19 protein-coding genes are annotated in these 18,369 nt (G+C 58.5%); 13 read left to right on the top strand and 6 right to left on the bottom strand.

Features of this window, described 5'->3' with window-relative positions; all coding sequences use genetic code 11:
* The first annotated feature begins 110 nt into the window (after positions 1-110).
* Positions 111-1,772, top strand: coding sequence for an OFA family MFS transporter (locus tag KQP88_RS24030; protein ID WP_200986528.1), 1,662 nt, complete (start codon positions 111-113; stop codon positions 1,770-1,772).
* Between the two features lie 60 nt (positions 1,773-1,832).
* Here the strand turns inward: KQP88_RS24030 and KQP88_RS24025 are convergent, their stop codons facing one another.
* Entirely contained in the window at positions 1,833-3,218 is a 1,386-nt protein-coding gene (locus tag KQP88_RS24025) for an amino acid permease (protein ID WP_216704372.1), read from the bottom strand.
* A 189-nt stretch (positions 3,219-3,407) separates the two neighbouring features.
* Here KQP88_RS24025 and KQP88_RS24020 point away from each other — a divergent pair, with 189 nt between their 5' ends.
* From KQP88_RS24020 to KQP88_RS23980, 9 genes are all read left to right on the top strand, one after another.
* Entirely contained in the window at positions 3,408-3,872 is a 465-nt protein-coding gene (locus tag KQP88_RS24020; RefSeq protein ID WP_232924609.1) for an Lrp/AsnC family transcriptional regulator, read from the top strand.
* Between the two features lie 211 nt (positions 3,873-4,083).
* Positions 4,084-4,707 (top strand): YitT family protein, encoded by a 624-nt coding sequence (locus tag KQP88_RS24015; RefSeq protein ID WP_122321629.1) that lies wholly within the window; start codon positions 4,084-4,086, stop codon positions 4,705-4,707.
* A gap of 27 nt (positions 4,708-4,734) precedes the next feature.
* Positions 4,735-5,946, top strand: coding sequence for an amino acid aminotransferase (locus tag KQP88_RS24010; protein WP_216704371.1), 1,212 nt, complete (start codon positions 4,735-4,737; stop codon positions 5,944-5,946).
* Positions 5,947-6,121: 175 nt separating this feature from the next.
* Complete coding sequence (gene hisB / locus KQP88_RS24005) at positions 6,122-6,715, top strand: imidazoleglycerol-phosphate dehydratase HisB (RefSeq protein ID WP_025262442.1); 594 nt, start codon at positions 6,122-6,124, stop codon at positions 6,713-6,715.
* Positions 6,715-7,353, top strand: a complete 639-nt coding sequence (gene hisH, locus KQP88_RS24000; protein WP_025262441.1) for an imidazole glycerol phosphate synthase subunit HisH — start codon at positions 6,715-6,717, stop codon at positions 7,351-7,353. The genes hisB and hisH overlap by 1 nt, the downstream gene beginning before the upstream one ends.
* A gap of 5 nt (positions 7,354-7,358) precedes the next feature.
* Complete coding sequence (locus tag KQP88_RS23995) at positions 7,359-7,622, top strand: DUF2164 domain-containing protein (RefSeq protein WP_095068267.1); 264 nt, start codon at positions 7,359-7,361, stop codon at positions 7,620-7,622.
* A gap of 83 nt (positions 7,623-7,705) precedes the next feature.
* Positions 7,706-8,443, top strand: a complete 738-nt coding sequence (hisA, locus tag KQP88_RS23990) for a 1-(5-phosphoribosyl)-5-[(5-phosphoribosylamino)methylideneamino]imidazole-4-carboxamide isomerase (RefSeq protein WP_095068268.1) — start codon at positions 7,706-7,708, stop codon at positions 8,441-8,443.
* A gap of 123 nt (positions 8,444-8,566) precedes the next feature.
* Positions 8,567-9,337 carry an imidazole glycerol phosphate synthase subunit HisF gene (gene hisF / locus KQP88_RS23985; RefSeq protein WP_025262438.1) on the top strand — a complete coding sequence of 257 codons (771 nt, stop codon included), beginning with the start codon at positions 8,567-8,569 and terminating at the stop codon, positions 9,335-9,337.
* 120 nt (positions 9,338-9,457) lie between these two features.
* A complete protein-coding gene (locus KQP88_RS23980; RefSeq protein ID WP_122321633.1) occupies positions 9,458-10,213 on the top strand; it encodes a substrate-binding periplasmic protein in 756 nt (251 codons plus the stop codon).
* A gap of 4 nt (positions 10,214-10,217) precedes the next feature.
* On the opposite strand, the gene KQP88_RS23975 is transcribed toward KQP88_RS23980, so the two are convergent.
* From KQP88_RS23975 to gpmI, 5 genes are all read right to left on the bottom strand, one after another.
* On the bottom strand, positions 10,218-11,708 hold the full coding sequence (locus tag KQP88_RS23975; protein ID WP_216704370.1) for a trypsin-like serine peptidase: 1,491 nt from the start codon (positions 11,706-11,708) through the stop codon (positions 10,218-10,220).
* 142 nt (positions 11,709-11,850) lie between these two features.
* A complete protein-coding gene (locus KQP88_RS23970; protein ID WP_216704369.1) occupies positions 11,851-12,636 on the bottom strand; it encodes a divergent polysaccharide deacetylase family protein in 786 nt (261 codons plus the stop codon).
* A 3-nt stretch (positions 12,637-12,639) separates the two neighbouring features.
* Positions 12,640-13,968 (bottom strand): S41 family peptidase, encoded by a 1,329-nt coding sequence (locus KQP88_RS23965; RefSeq protein WP_216704368.1) that lies wholly within the window; start codon positions 13,966-13,968, stop codon positions 12,640-12,642.
* A 33-nt stretch (positions 13,969-14,001) separates the two neighbouring features.
* Positions 14,002-15,297, bottom strand: coding sequence for a murein hydrolase activator EnvC family protein (locus KQP88_RS23960; RefSeq protein ID WP_095068294.1), 1,296 nt, complete (start codon positions 15,295-15,297; stop codon positions 14,002-14,004).
* 152 nt (positions 15,298-15,449) lie between these two features.
* Positions 15,450-16,982 carry a 2,3-bisphosphoglycerate-independent phosphoglycerate mutase gene (gene gpmI / locus KQP88_RS23955; protein WP_216704367.1) on the bottom strand — a complete coding sequence of 511 codons (1,533 nt, stop codon included), beginning with the start codon at positions 16,980-16,982 and terminating at the stop codon, positions 15,450-15,452.
* A 146-nt stretch (positions 16,983-17,128) separates the two neighbouring features.
* Here gpmI and KQP88_RS23950 point away from each other — a divergent pair, with 146 nt between their 5' ends.
* From KQP88_RS23950 to secB, 3 genes are read left to right on the top strand one after another with little or no spacing between them, the layout of a single operon-like run.
* Entirely contained in the window at positions 17,129-17,542 is a 414-nt protein-coding gene (locus tag KQP88_RS23950) for a rhodanese-like domain-containing protein (protein ID WP_025262431.1), read from the top strand.
* A gap of 1 nt (position 17,543) precedes the next feature.
* The gene (grxC, locus tag KQP88_RS23945; RefSeq protein WP_025262430.1) at positions 17,544-17,798 is read left to right on the top strand and encodes a glutaredoxin 3; all 255 of its coding nucleotides are present in this window, start codon (positions 17,544-17,546) and stop codon (positions 17,796-17,798) included.
* Between the two features lie 37 nt (positions 17,799-17,835).
* On the top strand, positions 17,836-18,321 hold the full coding sequence (gene secB, locus KQP88_RS23940) for a protein-export chaperone SecB (protein ID WP_117167479.1): 486 nt from the start codon (positions 17,836-17,838) through the stop codon (positions 18,319-18,321).
* The last annotated feature ends 48 nt before the right edge of the window (positions 18,322-18,369 follow it).

The following is an 18,369-nucleotide window of genomic DNA, read 5'->3' as shown; positions in this document are numbered from 1 at the left end:
CGCCTCTGGATACCGCCCGATAAAAAAACAGTCATGGCCGTCAGGCATGGAGACTGTGAGCGGACCAGCGCATTAATCCTGCGAGCATTACACATCTGGGGGTAATCACAATGAGCACAAGTACAGCTTTGGGCGGCGCCACCGCTCAACCTGCGTTCTTGTCCAAGGAACGCATCATCGCCAAGCCCGGTTTCAACCGTTGGCTGGTTCCGCCCGCTGCTTTGGCAATTCACCTTTGTATCGGTATGGCTTACGGCTTCTCGGTATTCTGGTTGCCGCTTTCCAAGGCTATCGGTATCACTGCGCCGGTTGCCTGCACACCTGACATGGGTTTCTTCGCACAGATGTTCGCGTCGACCTGTGACTGGCAGATCTCCATGCTGGGCTGGATCTACACACTGTTCTTCATCTTCCTGGGCTGCTCTGCTGCCATCTGGGGTGGCTGGCTCGAACACGCAGGCCCGCGCAAGGCCGGTGTGGTTTCGGCTCTGTGCTGGTGTGGCGGTCTGCTGATCTCCTCGCTCGGTATCTACACTCACCAGATCTGGCTGATGTGGCTCGGTTCCGGTGTGATCGGTGGTATCGGCCTGGGCCTGGGTTATATCTCCCCCGTTTCGACCCTGATCAAGTGGTTCCCGGACAAGCGCGGCATGGCGACCGGCATGGCGATCATGGGCTTCGGCGGCGGTGCGATGGTGGGTGCTCCACTGGCAACCGCGCTGATGGGCTACTTCGCTTCGGCTGAAAGCGTGGGCGTATGGCAGAGCTTCGCGGTGATGGCGGTGATTTATTTCGTCTTCATGATGGGCGGCGCCCTGGGCTACCGCGTTCCACCGACCGGCTGGAAACCTGAAGGCTGGACGGCTCCTGCCAAGAAGGCCAGCAACGCGATGATCACCAATCGTCACGTGCACGTCAGCGTGGCCTGGAAAACTCCGCAATTCCGTCTGGTATGGCTGGTGCTGTGCCTGAACGTTTCGGCCGGTATCGGTATCCTGGGCATGGCTTCGCCACTGCTGCAGGAAGTGTTCGCCGGTAAACTGCTGGGTAACGATCTGACCTTCAGCCAGCTGAATGCCGATCAACTGAAAGCCATCGCTGCCATCGCGGCAGGCTTCACCGGTCTGTTGAGCCTGTTCAACATCGGTGGTCGTTTCTTCTGGGCTTCGTGCTCCGACTACATCGGCCGCAAGGCAACCTATTTTGTGTTCTTTGCCCTGGGCTTCGTGCTGTATGCATCGGTTCCGACCCTGAGCCATCTGGGCAGCATCGCGCTGTTTGTGGGTGCCTTCTGTATCGTGCTGTCGATGTACGGCGGTGGTTTCGCGACCGTTCCTGCCTATCTGGCTGACCTGTTCGGTACGCAAATGGTCGGTGCAATCCACGGTCGTCTGCTGACCGCCTGGGCGGCTGCCGGTGTACTGGGTCCGGTTCTGGTCAACTACCTGCGTGAATATCAGCTCAGCCACGGCGTTGCCCGTGCTGCAGCCTACGACATCACGCTGTACATCCTGGCCGGCATGCTGGTACTGGGCTTCATCTGCAACCTGCTGATTCGTCCGGTTGCCGACAAGTACTTCATGACTGACGCCGAACTGGCTGCTGAACAAGCCATCGGCCTCGACAAGAACGCTTCTGTCACCACTTCTCTGGAGTGGAAAGCGTCTGAAGGCAGCAAGCCGCTGGTTATTCTGGCCTGGCTGGCTGTTGGTGTTCCTCTGGCGTGGGGCGTGTGGGTCACCCTGCAAAAGACGGCCGTACTGTTCAACTAAAACAGTCGGGTAAAAAGAAAGCGCTTGCACAGGATGTGCAAGCGCTTTTTTTATGCCTGTTTATCGGGTGGCTGACTTGTCCGCGAAGGCGGCAGGTGCGTTGCGGGTCTTGACGGCGTAGGCCGCGCCCAGTGCGATCAGCCAGACTGGCAGCATGTACACCGAGATGCTGATCCCCGGCGTGAACAGCATGATCACCAGAATACCGAACAGGAAAGCCAGGCAGATGTAGTTGGTGGCCGGATAGCCCCAGCTCTTGAACAGCGTGGTTTCGTTGGCCTGGCGTTTGGCGTTACGGAATTTCAGGTGGGTAATGGTAATGATGACCCAGTTGAGTACCAGAGCCGCCACCACCAGAGCCATCAGCAATTTGAAGGCCTGCTCCGGCATCAGGTAGTTGATCAGTACACAGGTGCCTGTAGACAGCGCCGAAATCGCCAGGGCATTGACCGGTACGCCACGGGCGTTGATCTTGAGCATCGCCTTGGGTGCGTTACCCTGCTTGGCCAGGCCGAACATCATCCGGCTGTTGCTGTAGACGCAACTGTTGTAGACCGACAGTGCAGCCGTCAGGACCACGACGTTCAGTACGGTCGCGACTACATCGCTGTCCATCTCATGGAAGATCATCACGAAAGGACTGCCGCCGGTCACCACTTTCTGCCATGGGTACAGAGACAGCAGAACCACCAGCGCGCCCACATAGAAAATCAGGATGCGGTAGATCACCTGATTGGTCGCGCGCGGAATGCTGCGCTGAGGGTCCTGCGCTTCGGCTGCGGTGATGCCGATCAGCTCCAGGCCGCCGAACGAAAACATGATAAAGGCCATGGCCATCACCAGTCCGCTGACGCCATTGGGGAAGAAGCCGCCGTATTGCCACAGGTTGGCTACGGCAGCGTCCGGGCCGCCATTGCCGCTGGCCAGCAGATAGGCGCCGAAGACAATCATGCCGACGATGGCCAGCACTTTGATGATGGAGAACCAGAACTCCATTTCACCGTACAGCTTTACGCTGCTGAGGTTGATCAGGTTGATGATCACGAAGAACACGGCTGCCGAAACCCAGGTAGGGACGTCTGGCCACCAGTACTGGACGTACACCCCGACCGCGGTAAGCTCGGCCATGCCGACCAGCACATACAGGACCCAGTAGTTCCAGCCGGACATGAAGCCTGCAAAGTTGCCCCAGTATTTGTTGGCGAAGTGGCTGAAGGTTCCGGCGACCGGCTCCTCGACCACCATCTCGCCCAACTGGCGCATGATGAAAAATGCGATCAGACCTGCAATCGCATAACCCAGAATCACCGAAGGGCCAGCCATGCTGACGGTATGAGCAATTCCTAGAAACAACCCCGTACCGATGGCGCCACCCAGCGCGATCAGTTGGATATGCCGATTCTTCAAACCCCGATGCAGTTGATCGGGCGGCGTTGATTGGGTCATTGAAAATCCCTGCAAGTATTAATAACGGATCGGCTGGTATGGCCATCATTGGCTTTACGATTGGCCTCGATTGCAAGACAGGTGCCATCTCTCTTGTGGTCCGGTGATGCACTTCGGGCGGTCGCTGTTGATGCTTTGAAACTGATAGGCTTCCCGGCCTGAACTCTCTGGTACGAGCGATTGCCCTCAATGAAAATGAATGAAATCGACGACTTCGACTTGAAGATCCTGACCCTGCTTCAGGCCAATGGCCGCCTGACCAATCAGGAGCTGAGCGATCTGGTCGGGCTTTCGGCATCGCAATGCTCGCGTCGCAGAATCAGTCTGGAGCAGGACCATCTGATCCTGGGCTATCACGCCCGCATCGCTCCACAAGCCCTGAGCCGCGAGGTTTTGGCAATGATCGAAGTCCGTCTGGTCAGCCACAACACGCAATATCGGGAGATATTCCAGGCACTGGTTGCCGACCTCAGTTCGATCATCGACGCATACAAGACGACAGGGGACGCGGATTATACGCTCAAGGTTGCTGTTGCCGACCTCGATAGTCTCAACAAGTTGATGGAGTGTATTACTGCAAGCGACAGCGTTGCGCATATAAAGACAGCAGTTGTTCTGGAGCGCCTGAAGGAAAACAGCGTGGTGACAGTATAAAGCGCTGCACTGTTATGGCACATGCGCGTTATTGGTGTGCGTAAATGATGCATATATGTTGTTTTTATAGTTGTTAGTGTGCGTAAAGTTGTATTTGTTGGCTAAGATTGGTCGTATTGTGTAGGATTTATGCTCATATCGTGAGTTGCCATGGCGTTGCTGGGTCAAGAGCGCTGTCATTCACCTGCATCGATCCTGCCTGAGCGCCCAGATGACAACCCATACAGCCGTGCCCAACAGTCTTGATACCCGTCACTCGGCCCAGGAAGACGTATTCGCCCTGGTCATCGCCACCATCCTGATTTCCTTCAGCGTGCTGATGCTGCGCCAGGCGGGTGTCATGACGGGTGGTACGGCAGGCATTGCACTGTTTTTCCACTACACCTTTGCCGTGCCTTTCGGCGTGGCGTTCTTCACCCTCAACCTGCCGTTCTATTACCTGTCCTTTCGCCGGATGGGCTGGCTGTTCACGCTCAAGACCTTTTGTGCCGTGGGGCTGGTATCCTTCTTTTCCGATCAGCATGCCCTGTTCATCCACATCGATCAGTTGCAGCCCTTTTATGCCTCGGTGCTGGGTAACCTGATTCTGGGGGTGGGTTTTCTGATCCTGTTCAGGCACCGGGCCAGCCTGGGTGGCGTGAATATTCTTGCGCTGTATCTTCAGGATAAATATGGTTTCAAGGCAGGCTGGCTGCAGATGGGTGTGGATATTTGCGTGCTTGTCGCTTCCCTGACGTTCATCAGCCTGCCGACTCTGGTAGCTTCCATAGTCGGTGCCGTGCTGCTGAATTTCATCATTGCGCAAAACCACCGATCCGATCGCTATTCGGCCTGATTCACTAAACAAGAGGAGTTGTTGCGCATGCTAGCCCACGTAGAGTCCTACGCCGGAGATCCGATCCTGTCGCTGATGGAAACCTTCCAGAAGGACCCGCGTGCGGACAAGGTCAACCTCAGTATCGGTCTGTACTATGACGCCGAAGGGCGCATCCCGCCTCTGGCTTCGGCAATCCGTGCTTTGCAGCAAGTGGCCGAAAGCGAGCAGCAGGCCGCTTCTCTCTATCTACCGATGGAAGGTCTGGCTCCTTATCGCGAGGCCGTGCAGAACCTGCTGTTCGGTGCCGATCATCCTGCGTTGCTTGAAGGTCGTGTGGCGACCATCCAGACCGTGGGCGGCTCCGGTGCGTTGAAGGTCGGTGCGGACTTCCTGAAGTATGCGTTCCCTGAATCCCAGGTCTGGGTCAGCGACCCGACGTGGGAAAACCACCACGCGCTGTTCGGTGGTGCGGGTTTCAAGGTTCACACTTACCCGTACTTCGATTCCAGCACGGGTGGCGTTGATTTCGAAGCCATGCTGGACAAGCTGCAGACCTTGCCGGCGCGCAGCATCGTGCTGCTGCACCCTTGCTGCCACAACCCCACAGGCGCCGACCTGTCGGTGGAGCAGTGGGACCGACTGATCGAGCTGATCAAGAGCCGCCAGCTCATTCCGTTCCTCGATACCGCCTATCAGGGTTTCGGCAAGGGCATGAATGAAGATGCCTATGCGATCAGGGCGATGGCCAGCGCTGGCATCACCACCGTGATCAGCAACTCGTTCTCGAAAATCTTCTCGCTGTATGGCGAGCGGGTCGGCGGTCTGTCCATCGTCTGCGAGGACGTGGCTTCAGCCACCAACGTACTGGGGCAGCTCAAGGCCACTGTGCGCCGCAACTACTCCAGCCCGCCAGCCCATGGCGCGCAGGTGGTTGCCCGTGTACTTAACACCCCGCAACTGCGCGACGAGTGGCTGAGTGAAGTCGAAGACATGCGCCTGCGCATCATCGACATGCGTCAGAAGCTGGTGACCGCACTGGAACAGAAAGTCCCGAGCCGTGATTTCAGCTTCATCCTTCGCCAGAGCGGCATGTTCAGTTACACCGGCCTGAGCCCTGAACAGGTCGATGAGCTGCGTGAAAAATATGGCGTGTACCTGATTCGCAGCGGCCGGGTGTGCATGGCCGGGCTGAACGAAGCCAATATCGGCAAGTTCTGCGATGCGCTGGGCAGCCTGTTTGCCGGAAAACCTGCGTAAAACCTTCCGCAAGCGTGTGTCGGCAGGCTTGAGGGGCGTGAAATCGTCGATTTTGCCCCCTCAACTCCGACAAACCGCCATCATCTTGCCTTCCCCTCGTCTGTTTGCTTCATGCCGGCCGCATCTGGGCCTATAATGGTCATCTTTTTCGCCCAATGATTTTGCGGAGCTGGTGATGGCCGAACGTAAGGCATCCGTCGAGCGCAATACCCTGGAAACCCAGATCAAAGCCTCGATCAACCTGGATGGCACCGGAAAGGCCCGATTCGATATCGGAGTTCCTTTCCTTGAGCACATGCTCGACCAGATCGCCCGGCACGGGCTGATCGACCTTGATATCGAGTGCAAAGGCGACCTGGAAATCGACGACCACCATACCGTGGAAGACGTCGGTATCACCCTGGGCCAGGCATTCAGCCAGGCTATCGGGGACAAAAAAGGCATCCGTCGCTATGGCCATTCCTATGTGCCGCTCGATGAAGCCCTGTCCCGCGTGGTCATCGACTTCTCCGGTCGTCCGGGCCTGCAGATGCATGTGCCTTACACCCGTGCCGTGGTCGGTGGCTTCGACGTGGACCTGTTCCAGGAATTCTTCCAGGGCTTCGTCAACCACGCCAACGTGACCCTGCACATCGACAACCTGCGCGGCACCAACACTCACCACCAGATCGAAACCGTCTTCAAGGCATTCGGTCGCGCCCTGCGCATGGCGGTCGAGCTGGATGAGCGCATGGCCGGGCAAATGCCTTCGACCAAGGGTGTGCTCTGATGCAGACGGTTGCTGTCATCGATTACGGCATGGGCAACCTGCACTCGGTCGCCAAGGCGCTCGAGCATGTGGGCGCCGGTCGTGTGCTGATCACCAGCGATGCCAAAGTGATTCGCGAAGCCGACCGCATCGTGTTTCCGGGTGTGGGCGCGATTCGCGACTGCATGGCTGAAATTCGCCGCCTGGAGTTCGATGCACTGGTGCGTGAAGTGAGCAAGGATCGTCCTTTTCTGGGGATCTGCGTCGGCATGCAGGCTTTGCTCGATCGCAGCGAAGAAAACGGCGGCGTGGACTGCATCGGCCTGTTCCCCGGCCAGGTGAAGTTCTTCGGCAAGGACCTGCAAGAGCAGGGCGAGCACTTGAAAGTGCCGCACATGGGCTGGAACGAAGTGACCCAGTCGGTGGATCACCCGCTGTGGCACGACATCCCGGACCGGGCGCGCTTCTACTTTGTCCACAGCTTCTATATCCAGGCGGCCAACCAGCGTCAGGTGGTGGGCAGCGGGCATTACGGCGTCGATTTCGCCGCAGCCCTGGCGGACGGCTCGCGCTTTGCCGTGCAGTTCCACCCCGAGAAGAGCCATACCCATGGCCTGCAATTGCTGCAGAACTTCGTGGCCTGGGACGGTCGCTGGTAATCGCCATGAGTAAAGCCAGAGCCAAGGCCCCGATTCTTACCCTCACTCCTGAACAGGAGCAGCAGGCCATCGACAAGCTCAAGCGGTTGTTCGCCCAGCGCTTTGAAATGGATCTGGGGTCGTTTGAAGTGGCCGAGGTGCTGGAGTTCTTTACCAGCGAGATTGCCCCGCACTATTACAACCGAGCGGTTTTCGATGCCCAGCAGCTCCTCAAGGAGCGTTTCGAGAGCATCGAAAGCGATCTGTGGTCGCTCGAAAAGAGCAGCTGAACGCCTCAGGCTTCAGGCTGCAAGAATTGAATTAGACAGACACGCACGCTTGACGCTTGCCGCTCTTTGACGAAGGAAAAAGTATGCTGATTATTCCCGCGATCGACCTTAAAGACGGCGCCTGTGTACGCCTGCGCCAGGGCCGCATGGAAGATTCCACGGTGTTTTCCGATGATCCGGTGAGCATGGCTGCCAAATGGGTCGACGGTGGCTGCCGTCGCCTGCATCTGGTCGACCTGAACGGTGCGTTCGAAGGTCAGCCGGTCAATGGCGACGTCGTTACGGCCATTGCCAAGCGTTATCCACAACTGCCGATCCAGATCGGCGGCGGCATTCGCTCGCTGGAAACCATCGAGCACTACGTCAAGGCGGGCGTGAGCTACGTCATCATCGGCACCAAGGCCGTCAAGGAGCCAGAGTTCGTGGCTGAAGCCTGCCGCGCATTCCCTGGCAAAGTGATCGTCGGCCTGGACGCCAAGGATGGTTTCGTCGCCACCGACGGCTGGGCTGAAGTCAGCACCGTGCAGGTCATCGACCTGGCCAAGCGTTTCGAGGCTGATGGTGTTTCGGCCATCGTTTATACCGACATCGCCAAAGACGGCATGATGCAGGGCTGCAACATCCCGTTCACCGCCGCGCTGGCTGCTGCGACCCGTATTCCGGTCATCGCTTCCGGTGGCATCCACAACCTGGGCGACATCAAGGCCCTGCTGGACGCCAAGGCACCGGGCATCATCGGCGCAATCACCGGCCGCGCGATCTACGAAGGCACGCTGGATGTGGCTGAGGCGCAGGCGCTGTGCGATCTGGAACAACGCTAATCCAACCGTAGGAGCGAATTCATTCGCGAAGCGGTTTCAGCGTCGACATCTTCATTGTCTGACACGCTGATTTCGCGAATGAATTCGCTCCTACGGGTCTGATCTGTTTTGGAGACTGACCCCATGGCCCTGGCCAAACGCATCATCCCTTGCCTGGACGTCGACAACGGTCGAGTGGTCAAGGGCGTCAAGTTCGAGAACATCCGCGATGCGGGCGATCCGGTGGAAATTGCTCGTCGTTACAACGAGCAGGGCGCGGACGAAATCACCTTTCTGGACATCACCGCCAGCGTTGATGGCCGTGATACCACGCTCCATACCGTCGAGCGCATGGCCAGTCAGGTATTCATTCCGCTGACCGTCGGCGGTGGCGTGCGTACCGTCCAGGACATCCGCAACCTGCTGAACGCCGGTGCCGACAAGGTATCGATCAACACGGCGGCGGTGTTCAACCCGGAATTCGTTGGCGAAGCGGCTTCCCGTTTCGGCTCGCAGTGCATCGTGGTCGCTATCGATGCCAAGAAGGTTTCCCTGCCCGGCGAAACCCCGCGCTGGGAAATCTTCACCCATGGCGGTCGCAAGCCGACCGGTCTGGACGCCGTGCAGTGGGCGAAAAAGATGGAAGACCTGGGTGCCGGTGAAATCCTGCTGACCAGCATGGACCAGGACGGCATGAAAAACGGTTTCGACCTGGGCGTTACCCGGGCCATCAGCGATGCACTGGGCATTCCGGTGATTGCCTCCGGTGGCGTCGGCAACCTGGAGCATCTGGCGGCGGGCGTCATTGAGGGGCATGCGAGCGCTGTTCTGGCGGCAAGCATCTTCCACTTTGGCGAATACACTGTGCCCGAAGCCAAGGCCTACATGGCTCAGCGCGGTATCGTCGTTCGTTGATTGGCAGGCGGGCAGCCCTTGCTCGCCCTGTCATGAGTTTTCCGGTTGCAGCGACACTGCTAGACACTGTCATGGTATAGCGGCACTCTGCACGAGGTCGTCATGCTCGAGTGCCGAAATATGTTCAAACGTCTTTTTCTTGCACTACTGGGCGCCAGCGCTCTTCTGAGTTTGAGTGCTCGGGGCAGTGATGCGCCGACGCCTTCGATCGTGTTGCTGACCGAAAACTATCCGCCCTACAACATGGCGGTGGACGGCAAGAACTTCGCACAGGAAAACAACCTCGATGGCATCGCTGTCGAGATCGTGCGCGAGATGTTCAAGCGGGCCGGTATCAGCTACAACCTGACCCTGCGTTTTCCGTGGGAGCGCATCTACAAGCTGGCGCTGGAAAAGCGCGGCTATGGTGTGTTCTCCACCGTGCGTACGCCCGAGCGGGAAAAACTCTTCAAATGGGTGGGCCCCATCGGCCCGGTTGACTGGGTCATGCTGGCCCGTGAGGACAGCACCATCACCCTGACAGATCTGGAGCAGGCCAAGGCTTATCAGGTCGGCGCCTATAAAGGTGATGCGGTTGCCCAGAGCCTGATTCTCAAGAGCTTCACCCCGGTGCTGATGCTGCGGGATCAGGACAATGCCAGAAAACTTGCCACTGGCCAGATCGACCTGTGGGCCACTGCCGATCCTGTTGGTCGTTATCTGGCCAGGCAGGAAGGCATCACGGGGTTGAAAACGGTCTTGCGCTTCCATACGGCCGAGCTGTTTCTGGCACTGAACAAGGAAACGCCCGACGACGTTGTCAGCCGTCTGCAAAAGCAGCTGGATGACATGCGCGCCGAAGGCTGGGTGGACAAGGTTCAGGCGCGTTATCAATAACACTTCATCGGGTCACGGACACAATGTCCTCGCGCACACTGGAGCGCTGGCCGTTGATATCGTGGGCGTAAGTACAGATTTTCACGGGCAGTGACTTGGTACGCAGTACCAGATTGCTGCCCAGGCGTCTTTTGAAGCCTTGCGGCTCTGTGCAATCCGTTATTGCGGGCGGGCCGATCTTCGCGGTGTAGTAATCGATGCGTCCGGGGTCACTTAACCAGTTGACCTCATAAGTACCGAAGCGATTCTTTTCAATATGCATTTGCGGGTCGCTTGTGGGGCCTGCTGCCTGCAACTCCACAGCCAGTGTCAGGGCGTTGCGCATCATCCCGTGGCTGGGCCGGTCATCGGCGGACGAGACGCCGATGATACATAGCCAGTTGATGCCGACCCGTGCGTCTATCGGGTCATCGATACGGGCATCACGGGACGTTATCGCGGCGCTGTAGCCCACCGGATTCTCACATTCCAGCGGCGAGTCGGCCTTCTTGTAGCGATAGAAAGGTTTATCCACCTTGAAATGCAGGCCCCACGATGGATAAACCTCATTGCCCAGAGCATCCAGCCTGACCTTCACATATTGTCTGGGTGGTGACTCAAAGATGATCGAGTGCACAGGAAAGAGCCGGCACTGCTGGGGATCGGTAGTGAGCACGCCATCAATGAAGCATTCGTTCAGGCTCGTGACCGGGATGCCAAAGTTGCTGTCGGTAGCCTGGGGCGGGAAACCGGGTGGTAACGTCACTTCACCCTTTACCGCAGAGCTTTCGGGTGATGGCTGGTTGGTGAAATTCAAGACTGCGAACACTTCGCCGGTATCACGGGTCAGCAATGGGCTGCCGGATGAGCCCTGAGCGATATCCTTGCACTGGTTACTGACCGTGTGACGCCAGACCCAGGGTCGCTGCAGGATTTCTCCTGAAGACTGATGAACGCAGGCCGCCATGCGCAGGTGCCCTGTGCCGATATAGAGCGGGGCACCAATGGACAGGATTTCGCGACCGTCCTCCGGCATCTGGTTGGTAAGGCGAAGTGGCTGGATGCCGTCAGCGATCAGCGATGCCAGCGTCGGCTGCAACTCGACAATCGCCAGATCCACACCTTGCATGCTGCTCCAGTTAACGCGTTTCAATGGATAGCTGTAGGCGAGGCTGTCAGTGAAAAAGTTGAACTGGACGGTCCCCTCGATTTCACTGTCGGTGATGATCAGCCCGTTGCGTCGAGAGATGCAGTGGCCGTTGGTAAGCAGGTAGGCAGGCGCGTCGTCCGGGCTGCCGGGGCTACGTGTATCGATCAGGGTGGCGGTGCAATGCGAGCCTTTTGTGCTCTTTATGCGGCCGATTCCGTTCCAGTGAGTGCTCTGGCCATCTGCTTCGAGCAGCACTTTTGACGGGGCAAGAGAAATCAGGCCTTCGCCCAGATCCTGGGCCATGGCGGTGGGCAAGTGCATAAGGCTGGCGATGCAGCAGGCGCCAGCAAAAACGCGAAGATTCATGATTCTTCCTTGATAACAGCTATGACGATCAGTCCCTTTAAGCGGGGGCTGATGCTGTTATCAAGGCAGCAATGGCAGGGGACATTTAAAGCAGGCGGAGCCTACAGCGCGTGTGGAAGATTCAAGCCGTTCAGGTCGGTAATCAGCGGTAGATCCCTTCCTTCCCATGCCCGGCCATGGCCTTGTTGCCTCTCTCGCTGATCATGTGGCGCAGCTCGATCCATTCAACGCCCTGTGCCTTGAGCTTGGGCAACTCGCGTTCCAGCACATCGAGGGTCACGGGGTAAGGGTGACCGATGATGACCACCGATCCCTGTTTATGGGCGAGTTTGATCGCGATCTGCAATTGCCGGGTAATGGCCTCGGCTGTGCGTTCATCGTCCAGAAATACATCGCGAGACACACTTGCCAGCCCGATACGCTGGGCTGCGGCGGCGGCCACGGTCTTGGCGCTGGTGCGGCTGTCGACGAAGAACATGTGCCGGCGCTGCAATTCCTCCATGAGCCAGGCCATGGCCACTGGCTCGCTGGTCATGCGGCTGCCCATGTGATTATTGATGCCTGCGGCATAAGGCACCTTGAGCAGCGCGGCGTTCAGACGGCTTTCAAGCTCGGGCAAGGGCAGGCCGGGATGCCAGGCATACGGGCCGGTCGCCGGGTCCATCGGCATGTGCAGCATGACCGTCTTGCCGGCAGCGTGGGCTTGTCGGGCGAAATCGGTGGCATGAGGCGTGTCGGGCATGATCGCCAGCGTCACGGGGCCGGGAAGGGCGAGAGTGCGGCTGTCACGAGCGGGGTTCTGGCCCAGATCGTCGATGATCAGGCTCAGATAGATGGCGGGCGGCTTGTCAGCCTTCTCGCCGTCGGGTGCCGCATGGGCAACACCGGTCAGCGAGAAGGCCAGCAGCAGGCATGAGAGAAAACGCATGCCTTAGTTGCCGCGGGTGATACTCAAGCCTTTGAGCAGGCTCAGCGCCTGATTGAGCTGGAAGTCTTCATCCTGCGGACGCGCCTTGGCCGCTGCGCCGCCCTTGACGGTCGGCTTGTCGGCACCGCCGTTACCATTGCCCAGGTGGCCGGAAAGGTCGGCTTCCTTGTAGTTCTCGCCGTCCGCTTCGTTGGTGACCTTGGCGCGGCGCACAACGATGTCCGGGTTGATGCCCTGAGCCTGAATGGAGCGACCGTTAGGCGTGTAGTACAGCGCCGTGGTGATCTTCAGGGCGCGGTCGTTGTTCAGCGGCAATACGGTTTGCACCGAGCCTTTGCCGAAACTGTCCGTGCCCATCAGGATGCCGCGCTTCTGGTCTTGCAGGGCGCCGGCGACGATTTCCGAGGCGGAGGCGCTGCCGCCGTTGATCAGCACCACCAGAGGCGCGCCTTCGCTGGCATCTGCCGGGTCGGCGGAGAAGCGCAGTTCGGAGTTGGCGATGCGACCCTTGGTGTAGACGATCAAACCCTTGGTCAGGAAGTGATCCGCCACGGCCACCGCCGACTGCAGTACGCCGCCCGGGTTGTTGCGCAGGTCCAGGATCAGACCGCTCATTTTCTTGCCGTTGTCCTTGCGCAGCTTGGCCAGTGCCTTGCCGACTTCGTCGCCCGTCTTGACCTGGAACTGGGTGATGCGGATATAGCCGTAGCCGTTCTCCAGCATCTGCGCCTTGACGCTCTTGACCTGAATGGTGGCGCGAGCCAGCGTCACGTCAAATGGCGTGCCGCCATCGCGAACCAGCGTGAGAGTGATCTTTTCACCGATCTTGCCCCGCATCTTGTCGACCGCTTCCTGCATGGTCTGACCTTGAGTCGGTGCGCCGTTGATCTTGACGATCAGGTCGCCAGCCTCGATGCCGGCCTTGGATGCCGGGGTGTCGTCGATCGGGGAAACCACCTTGACGAAACCGTCTTCGATGCCGACCTCGATACCCAGGCCGCCAAACTCGCCGCTGGTGCTTTCCTGCAACTCCTGGAAGTCTTCCGGGCCCAGATAGGCCGAGTGCGGGTCAAGGTTGCTGAGCATGCCCTTGATGGCGTTTTCCAGCAGGGTCTTGTCGTCCACCGGCTCGACATAAGCGGCCTTGACCCGATCCATGACTTCGGCAAAGGTGCGCAGCTCATCGAGCGGCAGCGGTGCCTTGGCGTTGGCGGGCGCGACAGCTGCTGGCGCTGGTGCTGGCGTGGCTTTTTCGGCAGCCAGTGCCAGAGGCGAGCCAATCACAATGGCAATAGCCAGGGTCAGCGAGGTGAGGCGGGACAAATGCAGCATGTCTAACGAACTCCTACAGATATTGGGGCCGACTTATCCTTGAGTGCGGCACCATTGGGCTGGATCGCTGGGGCGACCCTGCTGACGAATAGCAAAATACAACGCTGATGTGTCTTGACCGCCGCTATTGCCTACGGTGGATATTGCCTCACCGGCCTTCACGATGTCGCCTGCCGACTTGAGCAGGCTCTGGTTGTGACCATACAGGCTCAGATATCCGTTGCCATGGTCGAGAATGACCAGAAGACCGGCGCCGCGCAACCAGTCAGCGAAAACCACACGCCCGCCATGCACGGCATGGACCTGGCTTCCGGCAGCAGCGCTGATCATCACACCATCCCACTTGGTCCGCTCGTCATCTCCACGGGCTTCACCAAAGCGGGCAAGCAATCGACCATCGACAGGCCAGGGAAGTTTACCCCTGGCTTCGGCAAAAGCGCCGCCGTACGACGCGCCGGCACTGGAAACCATGGCGCCGGGGGCTTTGACTGGTCGCTTCGGCGCGGGTTCATCATTATTTCGGCTGCTGCTGGCGGCACGCTGGCGCTGCTCTTCGGCTTCCCGGGCCGCAACCAGTGCTTTCTGACGCGCTTCCTCGGCTTCGCGAGCCTGACGGGCGAGGGTTTCCTCGATGGTCTTCAGCACCTTGGCCAGATCGGCCTGATCCTGCTGGCGTGCCTGGAGCTTCTGGTCCCGGGCCTTGTAATCCTGATTGATCTTGGCGAGTGCCTGCTGGCGTTCCTGGCGGACTTTGGCCAGTTCTTCGCTCTGGCTGTCCAGGTTGCTTTTCTGGACCAGCAATTGCGCCTGCTGCAGGTCGATGTCTTTCTCGACACTGGCCAGCTGGCGCAGGGTTTCATTGAAATTGTTCAACTGGGTCAGCCGGGCCTGGCTGATGTAGTCGTAATAGGTGAGGGTACGGGCGAATTTTTCGGGGTTCTGCTGGTTGAGCAGCAGTTTCAGGTATTCCTGACGGCCACTCTGATAGGCGGCACGGGCCTGGATGGCAATCAGGCGTTGCTGCTCAGCGCGAGCGGTGTTGAGTTTTTTTTTCTCACTGTCGAGCCGCTGGAGCTCGGTTTCGGTCTTTTTTAGTTCCTTTTGCAGGACCTCGACCTGCTTTTCCAGCTTACCCATTTCGGTTTCAGTGGCGCGAAGGTCCTTCTGGACGCCCGCTTTCTCTTCCTGGAGTTTGTTCAGGACTTTCTGCAGCTCGGCAACATCCTGGCGCGCAGCGTCTATCTGTTTTTGGGTTTGCGCACGCTCGTCATCGGCGAACGCCGGATTGAGCAGGCAAAGCAGGACAAGGGCAATCAAGGCGCGGAGCATGAGGGTGGGCGATACCGAGGAATTGTGAGAAAAAATGACAGGCCTAGTATGCCCGCCATACGACACAAAAAAAACGCCCCGCAGCCACTGCTTTGGGGCCTGATACACAAAAAACCGGCATTTCCTGATGTCGAAATGCCGGTTCAGAGCACTTACTCCGCGACCAGAATCGAATGGCCGGTCATCTCTTGCGGCTTTTCCAGATCCATCAGTTGCAGCAGGGTCGGCGCGACATCGGCCAGAACCCCGCCTTCGCGGACTTTCAACGGACGCTTGCCGAAATAGATGAAAGGCACCGGCTCCGAGGTGTGCGCGGTGTGCGCCTGGCCTGTGGAGTCATCGGTCATCTGCTCGACGTTGCCGTGGTCGGCTGTAATCAGGGCTTCGCCACCGACCTTTTCCAGGGCCTCGGTGATGCGGCCGACGCACAGGTCCAAGCATTCCACGGCCTTGATCGCCGCTTCCATCACGCCGCTATGACCCACCATGTCGCCGTTGGCATAGTTGACGACGATCACGTCATAACGCTGGTTTTCAATGGCGTCGACGATCTTGTCGGTGACTTCCGGCGCGCTCATTTCCGGCTGCAGGTCGTAGGTGGCGACCTTTGGCGACGGGATCAGGATGCGCTCTTCGCCCGGGAACGGCTCTTCGCGGCCACCGGAGAAGAAGAACGTCACGTGGGCGTACTTTTCGGTCTCAGCGATGCGCAGCTGAGTCTTGCCCTTATCGGCCAGGTACTGGCCCAGCACGTTCTTCAGGCTACCGGCCGCAAATGCCGATGGCGCGGGAATGCTGGCAGCGTATTGGGTCAGCATCACGTAGTTGACCTTCGGCTGACGGGCGCGCTCGAAATCCTTGAAATCGTCTTCGACGAAAACCCGGGTCAGCTCGCGGGCACGGTCGGCGCGGAAGTTCATGAAGACCACGGCATCGCCGTCTTCGACCTTGACCGGCTCGCCGATGCGGGTGGCTTTGACGAATTCGTCGTTCTCGTCACGGGCGTAGGCCGCTTCCAGCCCGGCAACGCCGGTTTCAGCCTGGAATTCTGCCGTGCTGTCGACAATCAGGTTGTAGGCGGTTGATACGCGGTCCCAGCGATTGTCGCGGTCCATGGCGAAGTAACGACCAATGATGGTCGCCGTGCGGCCCTTGCCCAGGCGGGCGAAGGCTTCGTCCAGAAGCTCAAGGGAGCTTTTCGCGCTGCGCGGCGGCGTATCGCGGCCATCGAGGAAAGCATGCAGGTAGATCTTGTCGGCACCACGTTTTACAGCCAGTTCGGCCATGGCGACCAGATGATCCTGGTGGCTGTGAACGCCACCGTCGGACAGCAGGCCCAGGATATGAACGGCCTTGCCCGCTTCTACAGCCTTGTCCACGGCCTTGCAGATGGTCGGGTTCTCGAAGAACTCGCCGTCGCGAATGGCCTTGGTCACCCGAGTGAAGTCCTGATAAACCACACGCCCGGCGCCCAGATTCATATGGCCGACTTCGGAGTTGCCCATCTGCCCGTCCGGCAGGCCCACATCCATGCCCGAACCTGAAATCAGGCCGTGGGGCATGGTTTTGTAGAGACGATCCATGACTGGCATCTTGGCGGCCAGAATGGCGTTGCCTTCAGGGTTTTCGCTGTGTCCGAAGCCATCCAGGATGATAAGGACCAGAGGTTTTGGGGTGGCAGTCATAGAACCCACTCGAGGCTGGTTAAAGAAAGTACAAAAAAGATCCGCATTTTAGGGGCAAGTTCAAACCACGTCACTGCCGCACGGACTTTGGCGCACCTTGGGTGCTGTGTATACTGGCCGACATTTTAACGCCCTGGAACCTACTGATGGTTGCTCATCTGCTTGAATTCGCCACTAACCACTACCTGATCACCGGTGCTTTCTTCATTCTGCTGGCATTGCTGATTGCCTATGAATTGAGCAAGGGCGGTCGCAGCCTGAGCACACGCGAGCTGACAGCTCTGGTCAACAGCGACCAGGGCGTGGTCATCGACGTGCGTTCCACCAAGGATTTCGCGACTGGCCATATCGTCGGCTCCCTGAATTTTCCGCAGGACAAAGTGCTGACCCGCACGTCTGAACTGCAAAAACACAAGGACAAGACGTTGATCATAGTCGATGCATTCGGGCAGCATGCAGGTAGCACAGCCCGCGAGCTTCTGAAGTCGGGTTTCAAGGCAGCCAAATTGTCTGGCGGTATTTCCAGCTGGCGCGCCGATAACTTGCCTTTGGTGAAATGAAATGCCTGAAGTCATCGTCTACTCCAGCGACTATTGCCCCTATTGCACACGCGCCAAGCAGTTGCTGCAAAGCAAGAGAGTTGCCTTCAACGAGATAAGAGTCGATGGCAAACCGCAGGTTCGCGCCGAAATGGTTGCGAAGGCCGGTCGTACCTCTGTTCCGCAGATCTGGATCGGTTCCAGGCACGTCGGCGGCTGCGACGACCTCTTTGCCCTTGAGCGCGCAGGCAAGCTCGACCAGTGGCTTGAAAACTGAGTTCAACTTCACACCCTATTTTTCATAAGGATTCGACATGACCGAGCAATCGACCAACGGCGTTACCAACGAAGAAAACTCCCCTCAGTTTTCCTTGCAGCGTATTTATGTTCGCGACCTGTCGTTCGAAGCACCGAAAAGCCCGGCAATCTTCCGTCAGGAATGGACTCCAAGCGTCAGCCTGGACCTCAACACCCGTCAGAAGCAGCTGGAAGGCGATTTCTACGAAGTGGTGCTGACCCTGTCCGTAACCGTCAACAACGGTGATGAAGTTGCCTTCATCGTTGAAGTCCAGCAAGCCGGTATCTTCCTGATCAAGGGCCTGGACGACGCTTCCCTGAGCCACACCCTGGGCGCGTTCTGCCCGAACCTGCTGTTCCCTTACGCTCGTGAAGCGATCGACAACCTGGTTGTTCGTGGCTCGTTCCCTGCGCTGATGCTGTCCCCGGTCAACTTCGACGCGCTGTATGCTCAAGAGCTGCAACGCATGCAGGAAGCCGGCGAAACGCCAACCGTGCAGTAAACGAAAAAAGCGCCTCGAGAGGCGCTTTTTTTTGGGCAAAATTCATTC

Source organism: Pseudomonas lijiangensis (genome assembly GCF_018968705.1).
GTDB lineage: Bacteria > Pseudomonadota > Gammaproteobacteria > Pseudomonadales > Pseudomonadaceae > Aquipseudomonas > Aquipseudomonas lijiangensis.
This window is presented reverse-complemented; position numbering and strand designations above follow the sequence as displayed.

Coding starts and splice junctions, on each gene's coding strand:
- KQP88_RS24030 (WP_200986528.1), top strand. CDS start 111: ATGAGCACAAGTACAGCTTTGGGCGGCGCCACCGCTCAACCTGCGTTC.
- KQP88_RS24025 (WP_216704372.1), bottom strand. CDS start 3,218: ATGACCCAATCAACGCCGCCCGATCAACTGCATCGGGGTTTGAAGAAT.
- KQP88_RS24020 (WP_232924609.1), top strand. CDS start 3,408: ATGAAAATGAATGAAATCGACGACTTCGACTTGAAGATCCTGACCCTG.
- KQP88_RS24015 (WP_122321629.1), top strand. CDS start 4,084: ATGACAACCCATACAGCCGTGCCCAACAGTCTTGATACCCGTCACTCG.
- KQP88_RS24010 (WP_216704371.1), top strand. CDS start 4,735: ATGCTAGCCCACGTAGAGTCCTACGCCGGAGATCCGATCCTGTCGCTG.
- hisB (WP_025262442.1), top strand. CDS start 6,122: ATGGCCGAACGTAAGGCATCCGTCGAGCGCAATACCCTGGAAACCCAG.
- hisH (WP_025262441.1), top strand. CDS start 6,715: ATGCAGACGGTTGCTGTCATCGATTACGGCATGGGCAACCTGCACTCG.
- KQP88_RS23995 (WP_095068267.1), top strand. CDS start 7,359: ATGAGTAAAGCCAGAGCCAAGGCCCCGATTCTTACCCTCACTCCTGAA.
- hisA (WP_095068268.1), top strand. CDS start 7,706: ATGCTGATTATTCCCGCGATCGACCTTAAAGACGGCGCCTGTGTACGC.
- hisF (WP_025262438.1), top strand. CDS start 8,567: ATGGCCCTGGCCAAACGCATCATCCCTTGCCTGGACGTCGACAACGGT.
- KQP88_RS23980 (WP_122321633.1), top strand. CDS start 9,458: ATGTTCAAACGTCTTTTTCTTGCACTACTGGGCGCCAGCGCTCTTCTG.
- KQP88_RS23975 (WP_216704370.1), bottom strand. CDS start 11,708: ATGAATCTTCGCGTTTTTGCTGGCGCCTGCTGCATCGCCAGCCTTATG.
- KQP88_RS23970 (WP_216704369.1), bottom strand. CDS start 12,636: ATGCGTTTTCTCTCATGCCTGCTGCTGGCCTTCTCGCTGACCGGTGTT.
- KQP88_RS23965 (WP_216704368.1), bottom strand. CDS start 13,968: ATGCTGCATTTGTCCCGCCTCACCTCGCTGACCCTGGCTATTGCCATT.
- KQP88_RS23960 (WP_095068294.1), bottom strand. CDS start 15,297: ATGCTCCGCGCCTTGATTGCCCTTGTCCTGCTTTGCCTGCTCAATCCG.
- gpmI (WP_216704367.1), bottom strand. CDS start 16,982: ATGACTGCCACCCCAAAACCTCTGGTCCTTATCATCCTGGATGGCTTC.
- KQP88_RS23950 (WP_025262431.1), top strand. CDS start 17,129: ATGGTTGCTCATCTGCTTGAATTCGCCACTAACCACTACCTGATCACC.
- grxC (WP_025262430.1), top strand. CDS start 17,544: ATGCCTGAAGTCATCGTCTACTCCAGCGACTATTGCCCCTATTGCACA.
- secB (WP_117167479.1), top strand. CDS start 17,836: ATGACCGAGCAATCGACCAACGGCGTTACCAACGAAGAAAACTCCCCT.